Annotated in this window: 13 protein-coding genes; 10 read left to right on the top strand and 3 right to left on the bottom strand. The window is 67.4% G+C overall.

What is annotated here, in order from left to right; genetic code table 11:
• Together D8670_RS19095 and D8670_RS19090 are read left to right on the top strand one after the other, a co-directional pair.
• Positions 1–444, top strand: a 444-nt coding sequence (locus D8670_RS19095; RefSeq protein WP_162994371.1) for an amidohydrolase family protein, incomplete at its 5' end; no start/stop codon positions are given.
• A gap of 160 nt (positions 445–604) precedes the next feature.
• Complete coding sequence (locus D8670_RS19090) at positions 605–1,642, top strand: LLM class flavin-dependent oxidoreductase (RefSeq protein ID WP_121819311.1); 1,038 nt, start codon at positions 605–607, stop codon at positions 1,640–1,642.
• A gap of 124 nt (positions 1,643–1,766) precedes the next feature.
• On the opposite strand, the gene thrC is transcribed toward D8670_RS19090, so the two are convergent.
• Positions 1,767–3,026, bottom strand: a complete 1,260-nt coding sequence (gene thrC / locus D8670_RS19085; protein ID WP_121819310.1) for a threonine synthase — start codon at positions 3,024–3,026, stop codon at positions 1,767–1,769.
• Positions 3,027–3,222: 196 nt separating this feature from the next.
• Here thrC and cofH point away from each other — a divergent pair, with 196 nt between their 5' ends.
• Positions 3,223–4,578, top strand: a complete 1,356-nt coding sequence (gene cofH / locus D8670_RS19080) for a 7,8-didemethyl-8-hydroxy-5-deazariboflavin synthase subunit CofH (RefSeq protein WP_121819698.1) — start codon at positions 3,223–3,225, stop codon at positions 4,576–4,578.
• A 258-nt stretch (positions 4,579–4,836) separates the two neighbouring features.
• Positions 4,837–6,555 (top strand): NAD(+)/NADH kinase, encoded by a 1,719-nt coding sequence (locus D8670_RS19075; protein ID WP_121819697.1) that lies wholly within the window; start codon positions 4,837–4,839, stop codon positions 6,553–6,555.
• Between the two features lie 105 nt (positions 6,556–6,660).
• Here D8670_RS19075 and D8670_RS19070 read toward each other — a convergent pair whose 3' ends face one another.
• On the bottom strand, positions 6,661–7,998 hold the full coding sequence (locus D8670_RS19070) for a dihydroorotase (protein ID WP_121819696.1): 1,338 nt from the start codon (positions 7,996–7,998) through the stop codon (positions 6,661–6,663).
• A 186-nt stretch (positions 7,999–8,184) separates the two neighbouring features.
• Here D8670_RS19070 and D8670_RS19065 point away from each other — a divergent pair, with 186 nt between their 5' ends.
• The 5 genes from D8670_RS19065 to D8670_RS19045 all read left to right on the top strand — a co-directional run bounded on the left by D8670_RS19065 (position 8,185) and on the right by D8670_RS19045 (position 14,847).
• A complete protein-coding gene (locus tag D8670_RS19065) occupies positions 8,185–9,483 on the top strand; it encodes an amidohydrolase family protein (protein ID WP_121819695.1) in 1,299 nt (432 codons plus the stop codon).
• Positions 9,484–9,737: 254 nt separating this feature from the next.
• Positions 9,738–10,379, top strand: a complete 642-nt coding sequence (gene rdfA / locus D8670_RS19060) for a rod-determining factor RdfA (RefSeq protein WP_121819694.1) — start codon at positions 9,738–9,740, stop codon at positions 10,377–10,379.
• Positions 10,380–10,384: 5 nt separating this feature from the next.
• On the top strand, positions 10,385–12,187 hold the full coding sequence (locus D8670_RS19055) for an archaea-specific SMC-related protein (RefSeq protein ID WP_121819693.1): 1,803 nt from the start codon (positions 10,385–10,387) through the stop codon (positions 12,185–12,187).
• A gap of 110 nt (positions 12,188–12,297) precedes the next feature.
• Complete coding sequence (locus D8670_RS19050; protein ID WP_121819692.1) at positions 12,298–13,419, top strand: DUF8073 domain-containing protein; 1,122 nt, start codon at positions 12,298–12,300, stop codon at positions 13,417–13,419.
• 591 nt (positions 13,420–14,010) lie between these two features.
• Positions 14,011–14,847, top strand: coding sequence for a hypothetical protein (locus D8670_RS19045; protein WP_121819691.1), 837 nt, complete (start codon positions 14,011–14,013; stop codon positions 14,845–14,847).
• A gap of 108 nt (positions 14,848–14,955) precedes the next feature.
• Here the strand turns inward: D8670_RS19045 and D8670_RS19040 are convergent, their stop codons facing one another.
• Positions 14,956–15,153, bottom strand: coding sequence for a XapX domain-containing protein (locus D8670_RS19040; protein WP_121819690.1), 198 nt, complete (start codon positions 15,151–15,153; stop codon positions 14,956–14,958).
• A gap of 135 nt (positions 15,154–15,288) precedes the next feature.
• Between D8670_RS19040 and D8670_RS19035 the strand changes: the two genes are divergently transcribed.
• Complete coding sequence (locus tag D8670_RS19035) at positions 15,289–15,744, top strand: hypothetical protein (protein WP_121819689.1); 456 nt, start codon at positions 15,289–15,291, stop codon at positions 15,742–15,744.
• Positions 15,745–15,765: the final 21 nt, after the last annotated feature.

Here is a 15,765-nt window from a genome sequence, read left to right as displayed (position 1 = left end):
GACATCGAGCGCTACCTCGCGGACGAGCGCGGGACCTTCTGCACGGACGGCATCTTCGGCGGGAAGCCCCACCCGCGCGCCATCGGGGCGTTCGGCCGCATCCTCGAACGGTACGTCCGCGACCGAGAGGTGTTGTCGCCTTCGCTGATGGTGCACAAGGCGGCCGGCCGCCCGGCCGACATCCTCGGCCTGCGGGACCGGGGCTACGTGAAGGAGGGCTACGTCGCGGACCTCGTCGCGTTCGACCTCGACGCCGTGTCGGCGAACGCCACCTACGAGGACCCCTTCCAGCTCACCGACGGCTTCGAGTACGTGCTGGTCGGCGGCCGCGTCGCCGTCGAGGACGGCGAGGCGACCGGCGAGCGCAACGGCGACGTGCTGCGGTCGACCGACGAGTGGGGCGGCGACGCCAGACCGTCGCTCGACCGGTCTGCCGACGAGTAGTCGTCCCGGCGCGGCTCGCTCCGTCCCGCCACATCGCCACACGCGCCCACAACCGTCGCAAATCGAGCCGTAGCGGCCTCGCGGCCGCCGCGCCGTGGGCCATGTGTTCCCCACCCATACTTATTTATCGGGTGTCGCGTTACTTCCGAACGGATTCCCAATGAGCGATAGCAAACAGGTGTTCGACAGAGGCGACCGTGTGGGCATCTACCTGCAGGATAAGCACTCGCTACAGGAGAACCTCGAACTCGTCCAGTACGCGGAGGAACAGGGCATCGACGAGATCTGGCAGGCCGAGTCCCGACTCGCGCGCGACGGCATCACGCCGCTCGGCGCGTACGCCGCCGTCACGGACGAGATCAAGCTCGGGACGGGCGTCATCAACAACTGGACGCGCAACACGGCGCTCATCGCGCAGACGATGAGCACGCTGGAAGAGCTCGCGGGACCGGACCGGATCCAGTGCGGGATCGGGGCCTGGTGGGACCCGCTGGCGGAGAAGGTCGGGATCGACCGCAGCGGCGCTCTCCGCGCGATGCGCGAGTGCGTCGAGGTGACACAGGACCTGCTCGACATGGAGAACGTCACCTACGACGGCGAGTTCGTCCAGATGCGCGACGTGGAGCTCGACGTCGTCCACGGCGACTCCGGGCCGCGAACGGTCCCGGTCTACGTCGGCGGGACGGGGTTCAAGATGCTCGAACTCACCGGTCACTTCGCGGACGGGGCGCTGCTGAACTACCTCGTCAGTCCGGAGTACAATCAGAAGGCGCTCGACGCGCTCGAGACCGGCGCGGAGCGCGGCGGCCGCTCGCTGGAGGACATCGACCGCCCGCAGCTGGTCGTCTGCTCGATGGACCACGACGAGGAGAAGGCCCTCGACAACGCGCGCGAACTCATCACGCAGTACCTCGGACAGCAGCCCCACATCATGAAGGCAAGCGGCGTCAGCCAGGACCTCATCGACGAGGTGGGCGAGGCCATCGGCGGGTGGCCGGCCGACAAGGAAGACATCAAGGAGGGGATGGACCTCATCCCGGACGAGGTCGTCCACAAGCTGACGGCTAGCGGTCGGCCCGAGCAGTGCCGCGAGAAGGTCCGCGAGTACGCGCAGAACGGCTGCCAGTGCCCCATCCTCTACCCCCTCGGCGACGACCGCGAACTGATGATCGACGAGTTCGCCGACGGCTACCTGTAGACGACGGGCTCGCGGCTTCACTTCTCCGACGACGTTCACCCTCCGCGTCCGACGCCGAACAGCGACGCCCGTTCGCTCGGTCGCCGCGAAAAATAGTCCGCCCGTCGGCTCGTCGGCGCCGCGGTCAGTCGTCGGCCGCCGGGGCCTCTGCCCCGCCGAACAGCGCCTCGACCTCGGAGATTTCGGGGTCGATCCGGTTGACATCGCCGGTCGCTTTCTTCGCGCTCTCGGTGTCTTTCAGCCCGAAGCCGGTGGAGACGACGACCACGGTCTCGTCCTCCTCGATGATGCCCCGCTCGAGCGCCTTCTTCACGCCGGCGACCGGCGTCGCGCCCGCGGGCTCGGAGTAGATGCCCTCCGTGCTCCCCAGGAGCTTCTCGCCCTCGAGGATCTCCTCGTCGGAGACTAGCAGGGTGTCGCCGCCGCTCTGCTGCGGTGCGCGGCAGGCCTTGATCGTGTTGCGCGGGCGGCCGACGGCGATGCTGTCCGCGAGGGTCTCCGCGATGTCGTCGATGTCCTCGTGGCCCTGGAACGCGTCGTGGATCGCCGACGCGCCCTCGGCCTGCACGCCGAGCATCTTCGGGTAGTCGTCGACGTAGCCGAGGTCGTAGAACTCCTTGAAGCCCTTCCACGCCCCCGCGATGGTGCAGCCATCGCCCATCGAGAAGACGACCCAGTCGGGCACCTCGCCGCGGACCTTCGACTGCTCGGCGAGCTCGTGGCCGACGGTCCGCTTCCCCTCCACCTGGAAGGGGTTGATCGCCGCGTTGCGGTTGTACCAGCCGTACTCGTCGGTGACTTCGACGCTCAGGTCGTACGCCTCGTCGTAGGACCCGTTGACCGCCAGCACGTCGGCGCCGTACACGAGCGGCTGGGCGAGCTTCCCGGCGGGCGCGTCGCCCGGGACGAAGATGCGGCAGTCGAGGCCGCCCCGCGCGGCGTACCCGGAGAGCGAGGCGGCGGCGTTCCCCGTGGACGCGCACGTGATGATGTCGCGGCCGGCGTGACGCGCCTTCGTCACCGCGATGGAACTGGCGCGGTCCTTGAAACAACCCGTCGGGTTGCGGCCGTCGTCCTTGACGAGCGTCTCGACGCCGAGTTCCTCGCTCAGGTTCGGCGCGTCGAACAGGTCCGTCCCGCCCTCGTTGAGGGTGACGACGTCCGCGTCGTCGTCGACCGGCAGGAACGCCTCGTACTTCCACTGGCTCCGGATGTTCCCGTCGAGATCGGCGTCGAACTCGTCGTGGATGACGTCGTAGTCGTACTTGACCTCGAGGATGCCCTTGACCCCCTCGTGCTCGGGACAGGTGTAGATTATCTGGTCCGGATCGTACTCCTTCTCGCAAATAGTACACTCTAACGTGGTGACGTGCTCCATCGCCATACGGACCAACAGGCGTGGCCGGTACTAAAAACCATATGCCGCCGCGCGCGGGAACGGGCTCACCGCCGGGCGAGGGCCGTTTTCGCCCCGTAAACGGTGTGAACACGTGACACATTTCGTCGCAATCTCGGCGTGGCAAATGTGTGGCGCTCCGCCGGAGGTCAGGTTTATCGTGGAGCGTGCGCATCTCCGTCGCATGTCCAACGCATTTCGGTCGGCGGTCACGGGACCGTCCGGTCGGACGGAGTACGTCCACCTCCCCGACACCGACCAGTCGTTCGAGAACGCGCTGGCGAAGGCCCGCGACGGCGAGCGCCTCTCCGTCGCCGACGGCGTCGAACTCCTCGCGACGGGGACCGAGTCGCCCGGCATCGACCACGAGCGCAAGGAGGCGGTGTTGCAGGCCGCGGACCGCCGCCGCGCGGAGGAGGTCGGCGAGGAGGTGACGTTCGTCGCGAACCTGAACAACAACGTGACGACGGCGTGCAACACCGGCTGCCAGTTCTGCAACTTCAAAAACACCGCGAGCAAGTTCGAGACGGCCCACGACGGCGACCACCCGGGCTTCACGAAGACGCCGGCGGAGTCCCGCGAGGTAGTGAAGGACGCCGTCGAGATGGGGATCTACGAGGTCACCTCCGTCTCCGGCCTGCACCCGGCGTTCGCGCTGGACGGGGAGCACCAGGAGATCCTGGAGGCGAGCGACCGCGGCGACCTGAACTACAAGCCGCCGGAGCGGTACGACACCGATCCTGGCACCTACTGCGAGCAGATGGACGCAATGAGCGTCGACGGCGTCCACCTTCACTCGATGACGCCCGAAGAGGCGTATCACGCCCGCCGCGGCACCGACTGGTCCTACGAGGAGGTGTACGGCCGTCTCAAAGACGCCGGGCTGGACAGCGTCCCCGGCACGGCCGCCGAGATACTCGTCGACGAGGTCCGCGGCGTGATCTGCCCCGGCAAGATCGGCGCCGACGAATGGTTAGAGGCGATGGAGGCCGCTGCGAACGTCGGCCTCGACACCACCGCGACGATCATGTACGGCCACGTCGAGAACGAGATGCACCGCGTCATGCACCTCAAACGCGTGCGGGACCTGCAGGACCGCACCGACAACGTCACCGAGTTCGTGCCGCTCTCCTTCGTCCACGAGCGGACGCCCCTGTACGAGCACGGGATGGTCGAGTCAGGAGCGAGCACCGACGAGGACGAACTGATGATCGCCGTCTCGCGGCTGTTCCTCGACAATATCGACCACGTCCAGTCCTCGTGGGTCAAGTACGGCGACGCGCAGGGACTCAAGATGCTCAACTGCGGCGCGGACGACTTCATGGGCACCATCCTCTCCGAGGAGATCACGAAACGCGCCGGCGGCGGCTACGGCGAGTTCCGGTCGTTCGAGGAGTACGTCGACATGATCACCGCCATCGGTCGCACCCCCGTCGAGCGCTCGACGGACTACCGGCAGCGCCGCGTCGTCGATCCGGACGCGGACCGGATCGGTCCCCGTCTCGGCCCCCGCGCGGACGGGACGCCGCTCGTGGAGTGAGGCTGTCGGACGTAAGGCATCGAAGAATTTCTCGGAGACGTCCCCGCGAAATAGCTGAAATAGTTACGTCCGACAGTTTGAGCCGCACCGCCACACGCCGCGCCGGACGTGCCAACCTGCCGCACACCCTGACACAGTGCGTTGCGACGCTGCCTTTATGCCGGACACTGTCAATCGTTCGCACGACGCTGGCTGATCACGCACCTGCCGGTACGAGGCCGGCGGTATCGCCCGATTAGCCGGCGGTGAGTCACAACCATGTACGGAAGACGCTTGGCCACGGTAGAGGAGATCATCGCGCTCGTCAGTCCGGACTGCGACGAGGAGCTATCGACGCTGGAGGAGTGGGCGGACGACCACGACATCCCGGTCCACGTCGTCGACGTGGGCGACGACATCGACCCGGTGTACTCCCCCGAACGGGAGTTCCTGGGCGTAACGCTCGGCGGCGACGGGACGTACCTCGAGGGCGTCCGCCAGTTCAGCCCGAAGCAGATCCCGATACTGGGCGTCAACGCGGGGACGCTCGCCTTCCTCGCGAGCATCTCGCCCGACGAGCTCACGGACGCGCTCGACGAGACGATCCGGGGCGGGGCCTCCGTCGACCGCCGCCAGCAGCTCCAGGTGGAGGCCGACGGGGTCGACTGCACCGGCATCAACGACGTGATGATCGAGCACGAGCCGCCGGAGAACCCGGTCGACAGGAAGATCACCCGCCTGCAGGTGTTCGCCGACGGCGAGTTCGTCGGCGAGTACGAGGGCAGCGGCCTCGCGGTGGCGACGCCGACCGGGTCGACCGGCGTCTCGCTGTCCGCGGGCGGCCCCGTCCACTTCCCGGTGAACAACTCGTCGCTGCAGGTCGTGCCGCTCCAGACCCACCGGATGGGCGTCCGGCCGCTCGTCGTCGACGCCGACACCACCGTCGAAGTGGTCGCCGAGGGGCCGGCGAACCTCCTCGTCGACGGCGGGCGCTCGCACGCGGAACTCGAGGAGGAGGACGTCGTCACCATCAGCGGCGCAGACACGTCGGCGCTCGTCGTCAACACCAGCTACGACGACGACTTCTTCACGTCTATCTCCGAGAAACTGGGCTGGAGCGTCCGCGAGGACAGACACGACCGCGGGGACGCCCGGCTCGTCGGTGGGTCCGAGACCGACCACGGCGACGACGTCGTCCGCCGGGCGAAGCAGGTCGCGGAGGACGCCGCGAAGGCGGCCGGCGAGGCGCTCAGGGAACTCCACGGGCAGACCGAGTCCGTCGAGTACAAGTCCGACAAGTCGGACATCGTCACCGAGGCCGACTACAAGGCGGACAACATCATCACGACCGTCGTCGAGAACGAGTTCCCCGACCACGGGATCCGCTCGGAGGAGAGCGACGAGCGGGTCGGGTCCAGCGACTACACCTGGCTGATCGACCCGCTCGACGGAACCGGGAACTTCGCGCACGGCAACCCGAACTACTCCATCTCCATCGCGCTTCTGGAGGACGAGGAGCCGGTGATGGGAGTCGTCTACGCGCCCGAGACCGACGAGATGTTCGCCGCGATCGAGGGCGAGGGGGCGACCCTCGACGGCATGCCCATCTCGACGACCGACCGGTCGTCGCTGGACGAGTGCATGCTCCTCTCGGGCTACGACCCGGACGGGGCGTTCCTCTCGCACTGCTACCAGGAGACCCGCGGCGTCCGCAGCCTCGGCTCCGCCGCGCTCAGTCTCTGCTACCTCGCGAGCGGGAGCGCCGACGCGCTGTGGGAGTACGACACCTACCCCTGGGACGTCGCCGCGGGCATCGTGATCGCCCGCGAGGCCGGTGCGACGGTCACGAACGCGGACGGGGACCCGTACGACCCGATCGCGCCCCACGACGCCCGGGCCGAACTCGTCGGGTCGAACGGCCCGGTCCACGAGGCGCTCCTGCGCCACCTCGAGGACGAACAGGACCTGCAGACGGCCGAACGGACCAGCGCCGACTGACCCCTCGGCCGGACTCGCCCCGCGACGCTCGGCGAATCGACGCTCGCAGCGGATCCGTCTCTCCTTCCCGCACTCGTCCCGTCAGCCGCGCCCGCGGGAATTCCCCTACGACCGCGAGAGGAACGTCCCGCGGCCGGGCGAGGAACGGACCTCGTGGTCCCGGGCGACCACGTCGCCGCCGGCGATCACCGTGTCGACGCGCGCGTTCCACTCCTGCCCCTCGTACGGCGTCCACCCGCCGACGAACCGGAGGTCGTCGGCCGACACCTCGAACGCCTCCTCGCGGAGGAGCACGAGGTCGGCGTCCGTCCCCTCCCGGAGCGTCCCCTTCCGCGGGAACACGCCCGCCTCGCGGGCCGGCCGGGCGCAGACGAGCTCGCGGAGCCGCGGCCAGGAGAGCCGCCCCTCGTGGACGCCCTCGCTGACGAGGAACTCGAGCATCGTCTCGATGCTCGGGAGCCCGGCGTACGGCTCCCAGATGTCCTCCCACCCGCGCTCTCGCTCCTCCCGATACGTGGGGAAGTGCTCGCTGGCGAGGAGGTCTATCGTCCCGTCGCGCACCGCCTCCCAGAGCCGGTCGACCTCGTCCGGGGACTTCAGGCTGGGGTTGACCTTCAGGAAGGGGCCTTTCTCCTCGACGTCCTCCTTCGAGAACGCGAGGTAGTGCGGACACGTTTCGAGGGTCACGGGGACGTTCGCCCGGGACTTGAAGCGCTGCCCCTCGCGCGCGCCGCTCCCGCTGGAGACGTGGACGACGTGCAGGGGGCAGTCGGCGTACTCGGCGAACCACCCCATTCGGTTGATCGCGTCGAGCTCGGCCTCCAGCGGCCGGGAGTCCATGTACACGTCAGGCGAGTCGCCGTCTATCGACGCCCGGGCGTGGTCGAGCAGTCCCTGCGTCTCGCAGTGGACGCGGACCTTCCCGCCGGCGTCGCCGACCCGGTCCATCAGCGTCGCGATCGCCTCGTCGTCGGCGAGGTACGGCTCGGCGGTGAACGTCTTGAAGTCCGGCGTCCCCTCGGCGAGGATGCCCTCGACGTCGATCGAGGGGTCCTGCACGTTGCCGGCGACGAGCCCGAAGTCGACGTGCGCGAGGTCCTCGCACTCGGCCCGCTTGCTCCGGAACGCCTCGGGGGAGGTGATTGGGGACTGCGTCGGGAGCTCGACCACCGTCGTCACCCCGCCGGCGACGGCGCTCGCCGTCTCCGACGCGAAGTCGATGCCCTCCGGGAACAGGTCCGGATCGTGCATGTGGTTGTGCACGTCGACGACGCCGGGGAGGGCGACCATCCCCGCCGCGTCGATCACTTCGTCCGCGTCGTCGTGTTCGCTCGCGACGCCGGGCCCGACCGCCGCTATCCGACCGTCGGCGATCGCCACGTCGCCGCTCCGGACCCCGGCGTCGTCGACGATGCGCGCGTCCGTGATGAGACGATCTGTCATGGCAGACATGGTATCGCGTACGACCAAAACAGTTGGCGAAACAGTAATTCGGACGACACGAACTACCGCAGGCGTCCGCTCTCGCACATCGAGCGGCGGATGTGGCAAGGCCGTGTGTCCCGGGGGCTGGCCGAGCCCGGGGGTGCGGGAGATAGTTTTTTGTGGTGAGACAGTATCTCCCAAGGTGTGATACTGAACGCAGGTACGCTCATCACGATGAACGATGAGCGCGAGGTCAGGGAGGAGGTCCACGTCGTCGTCGAGGACGGCGAGATCGTCGAGATCGCCGACGGGTACGAGTCCGGCGAGGACGCGGTCGACGCCCGCGACGAGGTCGTGATCCCGGGGCTGGTGAACTGTCACACGCACATGTACGCGCTGCCGATCCGCGGCGCGCCGCTCACCGCGTCTCCGGAGAGCTTCTACGAGGCGCTGGTCGACATCTGGTGGGAGGTGGACGAGGCGTTCACGCCGCGCGACGCGCGACTCTCCGCGCTCGGGTCGTGCGCGGAGATGCTGGAAGGCGGCGTCACGACGTTCTGCGACAACTACTCCGGCCCGAACACGCTACCGGGCGCGCTCGACGCGGTCGCCGACGGCGTCTCGCAGACGCCGATCCGCGGCATGATCACGTTCGAGACGACGGCGCGCAACTCCGAGTCCGAGGCGGTCGAGGGGATCGGCGAGAACCAGCGCTTCATCCGGGAGGCCGAGGCGGAGTACGAGAACGTCTCCGGTCACTACTGCCTCCACACGCTGTTTACGAACACCGAGAGCGTCGTCGACGAGTGCGTCACCTGCGCGGTCGACGACGACCGCCCGATCCAGATCCACCTGGAGGAAGGACTGGTCGACGTCCACGATTCGATCCGGGAGTACGGGGAGCGGCCCGTCCCCGCGCTCGAGTCGATGGGGTTCTTCGAGGCCGACGTCATCGCCGCCCACTGCGTCCACTCGACGGAGCGGGAGATCGAGATCCTCGCCGACAACGACGTGAAGGTCGCGCACAACCCGTACTCCAACATCAACAACGCGGTCGGCATCGCCGACGTCGAGACGATGGAGGAGCACGACATGACGATCGGCATCGGGGACGACGGCTGGGACCCCGACATGTTCGAGACGATGCGGTCGGCCGTCGGCATCCACAAGCTGAAGGACAGCGACCCGAGCGGGTTCGACATGGCCAAAGCCCTGGAGTGGGCGACCATCGGGAGCGCGTCCGTGATGGGGATGGACGACCGGGTCGGCAGCATCGAGGAGGGCAAGCGCGGCGACTTCGTCACGCTCGACCTCGGCCCGAACCCGGTCCTTCCCGGGAGCGCGCCGTACTACGTCGTCAGCGCGGCGAGCCGGGCCGACGTGACCCGCACGATCGTCGACGGCGAGGTCGCGTACGACCCGGAGGGCGGTGTACGCGGCGTAGACGAATCGGACATGGCGGCGGTGGGGGACGCGAGCGCCGAACTCTGGGACCGCCTCTGACGGGCGCGGGCGATGCTTTTTCCCTCCGGGAATGATCCATGGTAACCATTTTTGCGGACCCCCGGACCTTCGGCCCGGATTAACGGACTAAGCCCGTTAATACTGTCTCTGTGGCTCGCGGTCGCTCATCCGCGACAAAATAACATACTAAGTCTGTTAAACAAGGCGCGCTGCCGGCGGACGACGGCGCGGAGTACTGGCGAGCGTGCACGCTTCGTGAAGCTTTATTACCGCACCGGAGCCAAGCATGGGTAATGCCAACCGATCCGGGCTGTAAAGTCGACGTGGCGATCGAGCGTTACGGGTTGGAGACGGCGGATCCCGCGTACAAGACGATTGACGAGGGGCTGCTCGGTCGCTGGCGCGGCGAGGGCGACCGCTCGGAGATGGGCTACCGGTCGCTCACGGAGTGGTTCAACAAGCGGCTGTTACGGCGGGTGTACGACGAGCACGGCCGGGAGTCGCTCGGCGCGCGCGTCGACAGCGATTACGAGGCGCTGCGCAGCGACGACGACCTCGTCAGCGAGGAGATGGTCGAGAGCCTCCGCGCGGACGGGATCGACGCCGAACGGGTCCGCGACGACATGGTGTCCTGGGGGACGATGCGAACGCATCTCCTGGATTGCCTGGGCGGGGAAAAGGAGCCCCGGACCGCCGACACGGAGTGGGAGCGAGAGAGCATCGAGAAGGCCCGCGACGTGGCCCGGAAGAAAGCCGAGTCGGCGCTGTCCTCGCTCGAGTCGAAAGGGCGGATCGACGGCGTCGAGTCCGCGGACGTCGAGGTGCAGGTGCAGATCCGCTGCGGGGCCTGTCCGACCCGCGTCCCGTTCGACGTGGCGCTCGAACGAGGATACGTCTGCGAGCGGCACGGACGAACGAACGCCACCCCCGATTGATACACATGACCTGGAACATCGACATCGACAACATCGCCGGCATTCTGGAGGGCAGCGCGACGATCGAACCCGGACTGAATGCCGTCCGGGGGTCGAACTGGCAGGGCAAGTCGAGCTTCATCGAGGCCGTCAAGGCGGCGCTCGGGACGTCGACCGAGCTCACGGAGGGCGAGGAGCGCGGCGAGGTCCGCCTGCGGACGCCGGACCGGGAGGTCTCGGTGAGTCTCGTCCGCGAAAACGGCACCGTCCGTCGGGAGGGCGCGCCGTACCTCGACGACGAGTACGACGTCATCCGGGCGGAGCTGTTTGCCTGTCTCGACGAGCGCAACGAGGTGCGAAGCGCCGTCCGCCGCGGCGAGAACCTCGAAGAGGTGCTCATGCGGCCGCTCGACTTCCAGAACATCGACCAGCAGATCGCCGACCTGAAGCGGGAGCGCGAGCGGGTCCAGTCGGAGCTATCGCAGGCCCGCGAGGCGAAAAAGCGTCTCCCGGGGGTACAGGAGCGGGTCACCCGGCTGGAGACGGAGATCGAGGAACTGCGCGAGAAGCGCGAGCGGATCGGCGACGGCGACGACGGGGCCGACGAGAGCGACGACGAGGAGGGGTCCGCGCGGCGCCGGCTGAGCGCGGCCCAGACTGAGCGGAGCCGGGCCGAGAGTCAGATCGAGCGGCTGGAGGGGACCATCGAGCGGACGGAGGAGCGCCTCGACGAGCGCCGCGAGGAACTGGGCGCGCTCGAAATACCCGAGGGCGACGACGTGGAGGAGGAACTCGCAAGCGCCCGGGAGGAGCTACAGCAGGTGAAACAGGACGCCGAGGTACTGCAGTCGGTCTACTCCGCGAACGAGATGGTGCTGAAGGAGAACCGGCTCGACCTCCTGACCGAGGTCGAGCGCGAACTAACCGGCGACACCGTCGTCTGTTGGACCTGCGGCAACGAGGCGATGCGCGGCGACATGGAGGACCGGCTCGACGCCCTCGGCGACAAGATCACGGACCTCCGCGCCGAGACCGAACGGCGCCGCGACGAGGTCGAGGAACTCGAAGCTCGGCGGGAGGAGATAAACCAGGCGCGGCGGCGGAAACGGGACCTGCAGAGCGAGATCGCGGAATTAGAGGAGACCCTCGCCGACCGACGGCAGAGCCTGGAGGACGCGCGAGAGCGGTACGAGTCCGCCCGGGAGCGCGTCGACGAACTGTCCGACGAGGTCGACGAGACGGTGGAGGAGATCTCCGACGTCGAGAGCGAGATCAAGTACCGGGAGGCCGAGCTCAAAGACGCCAGGGACGAACTCGACGAACTCGAGACCCGGGCCGACCAGGTCGAGTCGCTCGACGCCGAGAACGAGGCCATCCGGTCCGAGATCGAGGAGCTCCGGACCCGGAAGGACGAGATCAAGCGCCGCGCCCGGGAGGCCTTCGACGACGCGATGACCGACGTCCTGTCCCGGTTCGACACGGGCTTCGAGACGGCCCGTCTCACCGCCGAGTTCGATCTCGTCGTGGCCCGCGACGGGCGCGAGGCGAGTCTGGACGCCCTCAGCGAGGGCGAACTCGAACTGATCGGCTTCGTCGCGGCGCTGGCGGGATACGAGTCGTTCGACGTCGGCGACGCGGTGCCGGTGCTGCTGGTCGACGGTGTCGGGGGGCTGGCCGACGACAACCTGCACACGCTGATCGACTACCTCCACGAGCGGACCGAGTACCTCGTGTTCACGGCGTATCCGGAGTACACCGCGTTCGAGGGCGAGGAGATCGACCCCGACGAGTGGGACGTGGCGACCGACAGGCAGGTCACCGCCGACTGAGGTCGCCTCCGTTCTGTCGCGGTTGCCCTTCCGTTCGGTCAGTGAAGAATTCGGTGGCAATTGTTGCCGCTTCACCAAGACCGTAGTAGGGTTATGCGAATCATTGTCACATGGTGGTTAGTGCCGCCTTCGAGGAGTTAACGGAGGTACTGGCGTGTTTAGAGTCGTCCGACGCGGAGGTCAAGAACGTCGATATCGGCGAGCGGATGGACGAGGAGACCGATGAGATAACCGCGAACCTGACGGTCGGCGTTCCCGTGCTGGCGGGCGTCGAACTACACGACGACGTCGCCGTCGAGGCGGAGAACTTCGATCTCGAGGACCGGCGCATCGACGTCGATCTCTCGGTGAGCCTCCCCGTCGGGGAGGAGTACGCGGACGAGGGACTGGCGCGGTCGGTCGTCGACGCGTCGAGCGGACGGAACGGGTCCTCCGACGTGCCGGCGTACAAGGACCCCGACGCGCTGGAAGCGGTCTACGAGGAGTACGACACCTTCCCGGAGATGACCGAGGCGCTCGGCGCCGACGTCACCTCCGAGACGGTCCGACGGTACATGGTCGAGTACGACATCCACGACCCGGACGACTCCAGGCCGCAGGCCCACAGGTACGCCGCCTCCGCGGCGGAGGCCGACGGAGAGACGGCGAGCGGCGACCAAGACTCGGGGGCTGCTGACCCGGGCGACGGGACCGCCGGCTCGGACCACGCCCCGTCCGGTGACGAGAGCGAAAGCGACGCGACCGGCTCGACGGCGAAAGAATTTCTAGGAGACGAACCGACCGCCGCGACCGACGGCCCGGCAGCCGAGGGTGACGGGACGACCGACGGGACCCATGCCGCGCCCGCCCCGACCGACGACGCGACCGTCGAGACTGACGGTGACCGCGCCGGGGGAGACGCGGACCACTCCGAGTCCGACCTCGGCGGGAAGTCGGTCGCCGAACTGATCGCCGCGTCGGACGCCGGCGACGGCGACGATTCGCTCGTGGCGGACGGGCTCGGGATTCCCAAGGGGCTGACCGTCGCCGAACTCGCGGCGATCGTCAACGAGTCCGACACCCTCTACGAGGCCAAAGAGCGCCTCGGGATCGGTCAGGACCACGCCCGGCGGATGCTCAAGGAACTCAACCTGATCGACCTCGTCACCAGCCGTCTCGGCGCCGAGCAGATCAACGTCCGTCCGGCCGAGATACGCCGCCGGATCGACCGCGGCAACTCCACCTCACTGTAACGCGCCGACGCCCGGACGACGCCGTTCCGGGGCGGATAGCCGCGGGTGTCTCCGTCGACGCCGACGGGAATCGATCGCAATCACCGCCGACAGCGCACAACTATCGTTCGTCACAGCGCAACCACCATCGCTGATGAGTCCCCCGTCTACTACTCGGGCCGAACGAGCCGCCGACCGGGGGTCGTCGGATGCGTAACCCCGTTCACTCGCTTCCGTTATCAGTGGCTCCTTCTGACACGACTCGGGTGCGGTCCACTGTCGGAACGTCGCCGGAAACTCGATCTCCTGATCGACAACTTTCGCGGAAACCGGCTCTCCGTCGCGAAAGTTCGGTATCGGATCTCGTCGGGTCGATTCGAGGGTTCACCCGGAATTCTTGAGAGGCGCCGAGGACCACATCCCTCTCTGATCATGTCTGCCGAAGGGTAAGAACGCAAATACCTCAAATGTAAAGAACACGATCCGCTTTTGATCGGTTGGCCGCTGAAGCACCGATCCGAATCCCCGTCCGTCGATACGCCGAGCAAAACTAAACAGTACCAGCCATCGCGGGGGGAACAGTTATTGCAGTGTATAAGAATACCACGGGCAATGGCAACGATTAGAGTGCGGGACTGGACGAAAAAACAGATCGACAGGATTCTCGAAGAAGAATCCCACTCCTCCCACGACTCCGTTATCAAATCGCTGCTGAAGGACCGCGAGCTGGCGAAGTTCGCCGGCCACGGCGCCGATATCGACGACGAGCCCACGGAAGAGGAGCCGCGCCCGCCCGAGGACAAGGCCTTCGACGATCTCACGGTCCTCGACGAGATGCACAGCGCGGACAACGGCGTCCTCTTTCTCTGGTGTCCGAACTGCGGGAACGAGCTCGCTCATCTCACCCTGGAGAACCCCGTCGACATCTCGATCTTCGAGATGGAGTGTCAGCGCTGTCTCACGCACCTCGACCAGCACGCGATCATCGCGATCGAGATCGGCTATCCGATCGAGGAGCGCCTCGTCGACGACGACCTGCAGGGCGACCTGAAGGAGTGCGTCATCGACTACTGGAACCGCAACCTCGAGCAGTTCACCGAGGGCGCGGACGAGGAACTGGACGTCGAACAGCGCGTCTGGCAGTTCGACCAGTACGTCCGGAACTTCCAGTGGGACTGGCCGGCGGACGTGCCCGCCGTCGGTTTCGAAGCCGGGTCCACGTACCGCAACGAGGTCACCGGCGAGCGCATCGAGGTGGTCGAACCGGTCACGGAGAACCGCAACGCCCTCGACTCGTTCGAGGTCAGGCGCTACCCCGAGGGCGCGGACCCGTCCGACGCGGAGACGGAGATCATGGACAGCAACGCGATCGCGGACCTGATCATCAACCGGAGCCTGTACGTCGTCGAGAGCGGACCAAGTTCCGAGAGCCCGGCGGACCGGGTGTAACTCGGGACGGCGGTGCGCCCGCCGATTCCGGCGAGTTTCGGTGTTTCAATGGTTCGTTCCGCGACCGCGCAGTCGCTCCGCGCCGGTCCATTGACGCCCCCGACGACGTCAGCGCAACCCGAGCACGCTCAGCAGGTCGATCCCGACGCCGAGCCATCCGATCGCCTTGTAGCCGAGGTAGATGCCGACTATTCCTAGCACGCCGGGCAACTCGGGCGGCGCGGGGATCGGGACCCGGAGGAACCCGAACAGCGCTCCCGCCAGCAGACCAGTGACCAGTGCGAGGACTGCGACCGTTCCGTCCATCGGTACCTCTAGTGCCGCGGTACCGGGGTAAAGTAGCTGTGGTGAGCGGGTGCGGTCGCGCTCGTCGGGACGCCGGCCGCGCGCAGCTCCACGTACTCCACGAACACTTATGGTCTGCGCCTACGAGGTCGAAATATGGCTATCACCGTGACGCTGTCCGGCGACGGGATCGATTTCGAACGCGAGGTTAACGAGGCACAAGCGGCAGATATCGTGATGGTCGCGCTGACCGGCGATACCGGAGGCGACGATGCAGCGACGGACGACGAGCCCGAAGACGAGAACTCTGGAGCGGCTTCGGAGCTTCCCGAGAGCTTCGTCTCGCGGCTCAGTCGGAAGCAGGAGGCGTACGTGCGGACGCTGCTCGACGCGGACGGGTGGCTGACCAACGAGGCCGTGCGCGAGCGAATGGCCGACGAGCGCGGCGTGGAAACGGGCGGCCCCCAGAGCATCTCGGGGATCCGCGCGGGCTTCACGCGGAAGTACGGCGACGGGTTCGACGTCGACGAGCAGCGCTGGACCGGCGAACAGAACGAGTACCGGCTGAACCCCGCCTACGCGGACGACCTGGCGTCGATGCTGGACCTGTAACCCCGCTCGACCAGCGTCGCC

It is taken from the genome of Halostella limicola, assembly GCF_003675875.1.
GTDB classification, from domain to species: Archaea; Halobacteriota; Halobacteria; order Halobacteriales; family Natronoarchaeaceae; genus Halostella; species Halostella limicola.
This window is presented reverse-complemented; position numbering and strand designations above follow the sequence as displayed.

What these genes read in the sequence shown, in the direction of transcription:
- D8670_RS19070 (WP_121819696.1), bottom strand. Translation starts at nt 7,998, where the DNA reads ATGACAGATCGTCTCATCACGGACGCGCGCATCGTCGACGACGCCGGG.
- D8670_RS19050 (WP_121819692.1), top strand. Translation starts at nt 12,298, where the DNA reads ATGGTGGTTAGTGCCGCCTTCGAGGAGTTAACGGAGGTACTGGCGTGT.
- thrC (WP_121819310.1), bottom strand. Translation starts at nt 3,026, where the DNA reads ATGGCGATGGAGCACGTCACCACGTTAGAGTGTACTATTTGCGAGAAG.
- D8670_RS19090 (WP_121819311.1), top strand. Translation starts at nt 605, where the DNA reads ATGAGCGATAGCAAACAGGTGTTCGACAGAGGCGACCGTGTGGGCATC.
- D8670_RS19045 (WP_121819691.1), top strand. Translation starts at nt 14,011, where the DNA reads ATGGCAACGATTAGAGTGCGGGACTGGACGAAAAAACAGATCGACAGG.
- D8670_RS19055 (WP_121819693.1), top strand. Translation starts at nt 10,385, where the DNA reads ATGACCTGGAACATCGACATCGACAACATCGCCGGCATTCTGGAGGGC.
- cofH (WP_121819698.1), top strand. Translation starts at nt 3,223, where the DNA reads ATGTCCAACGCATTTCGGTCGGCGGTCACGGGACCGTCCGGTCGGACG.
- D8670_RS19075 (WP_121819697.1), top strand. Translation starts at nt 4,837, where the DNA reads ATGTACGGAAGACGCTTGGCCACGGTAGAGGAGATCATCGCGCTCGTC.
- D8670_RS19040 (WP_121819690.1), bottom strand. Translation starts at nt 15,153, where the DNA reads ATGGACGGAACGGTCGCAGTCCTCGCACTGGTCACTGGTCTGCTGGCG.
- D8670_RS19035 (WP_121819689.1), top strand. Translation starts at nt 15,289, where the DNA reads ATGGCTATCACCGTGACGCTGTCCGGCGACGGGATCGATTTCGAACGC.
- rdfA (WP_121819694.1), top strand. Translation starts at nt 9,738, where the DNA reads ATGCCAACCGATCCGGGCTGTAAAGTCGACGTGGCGATCGAGCGTTAC.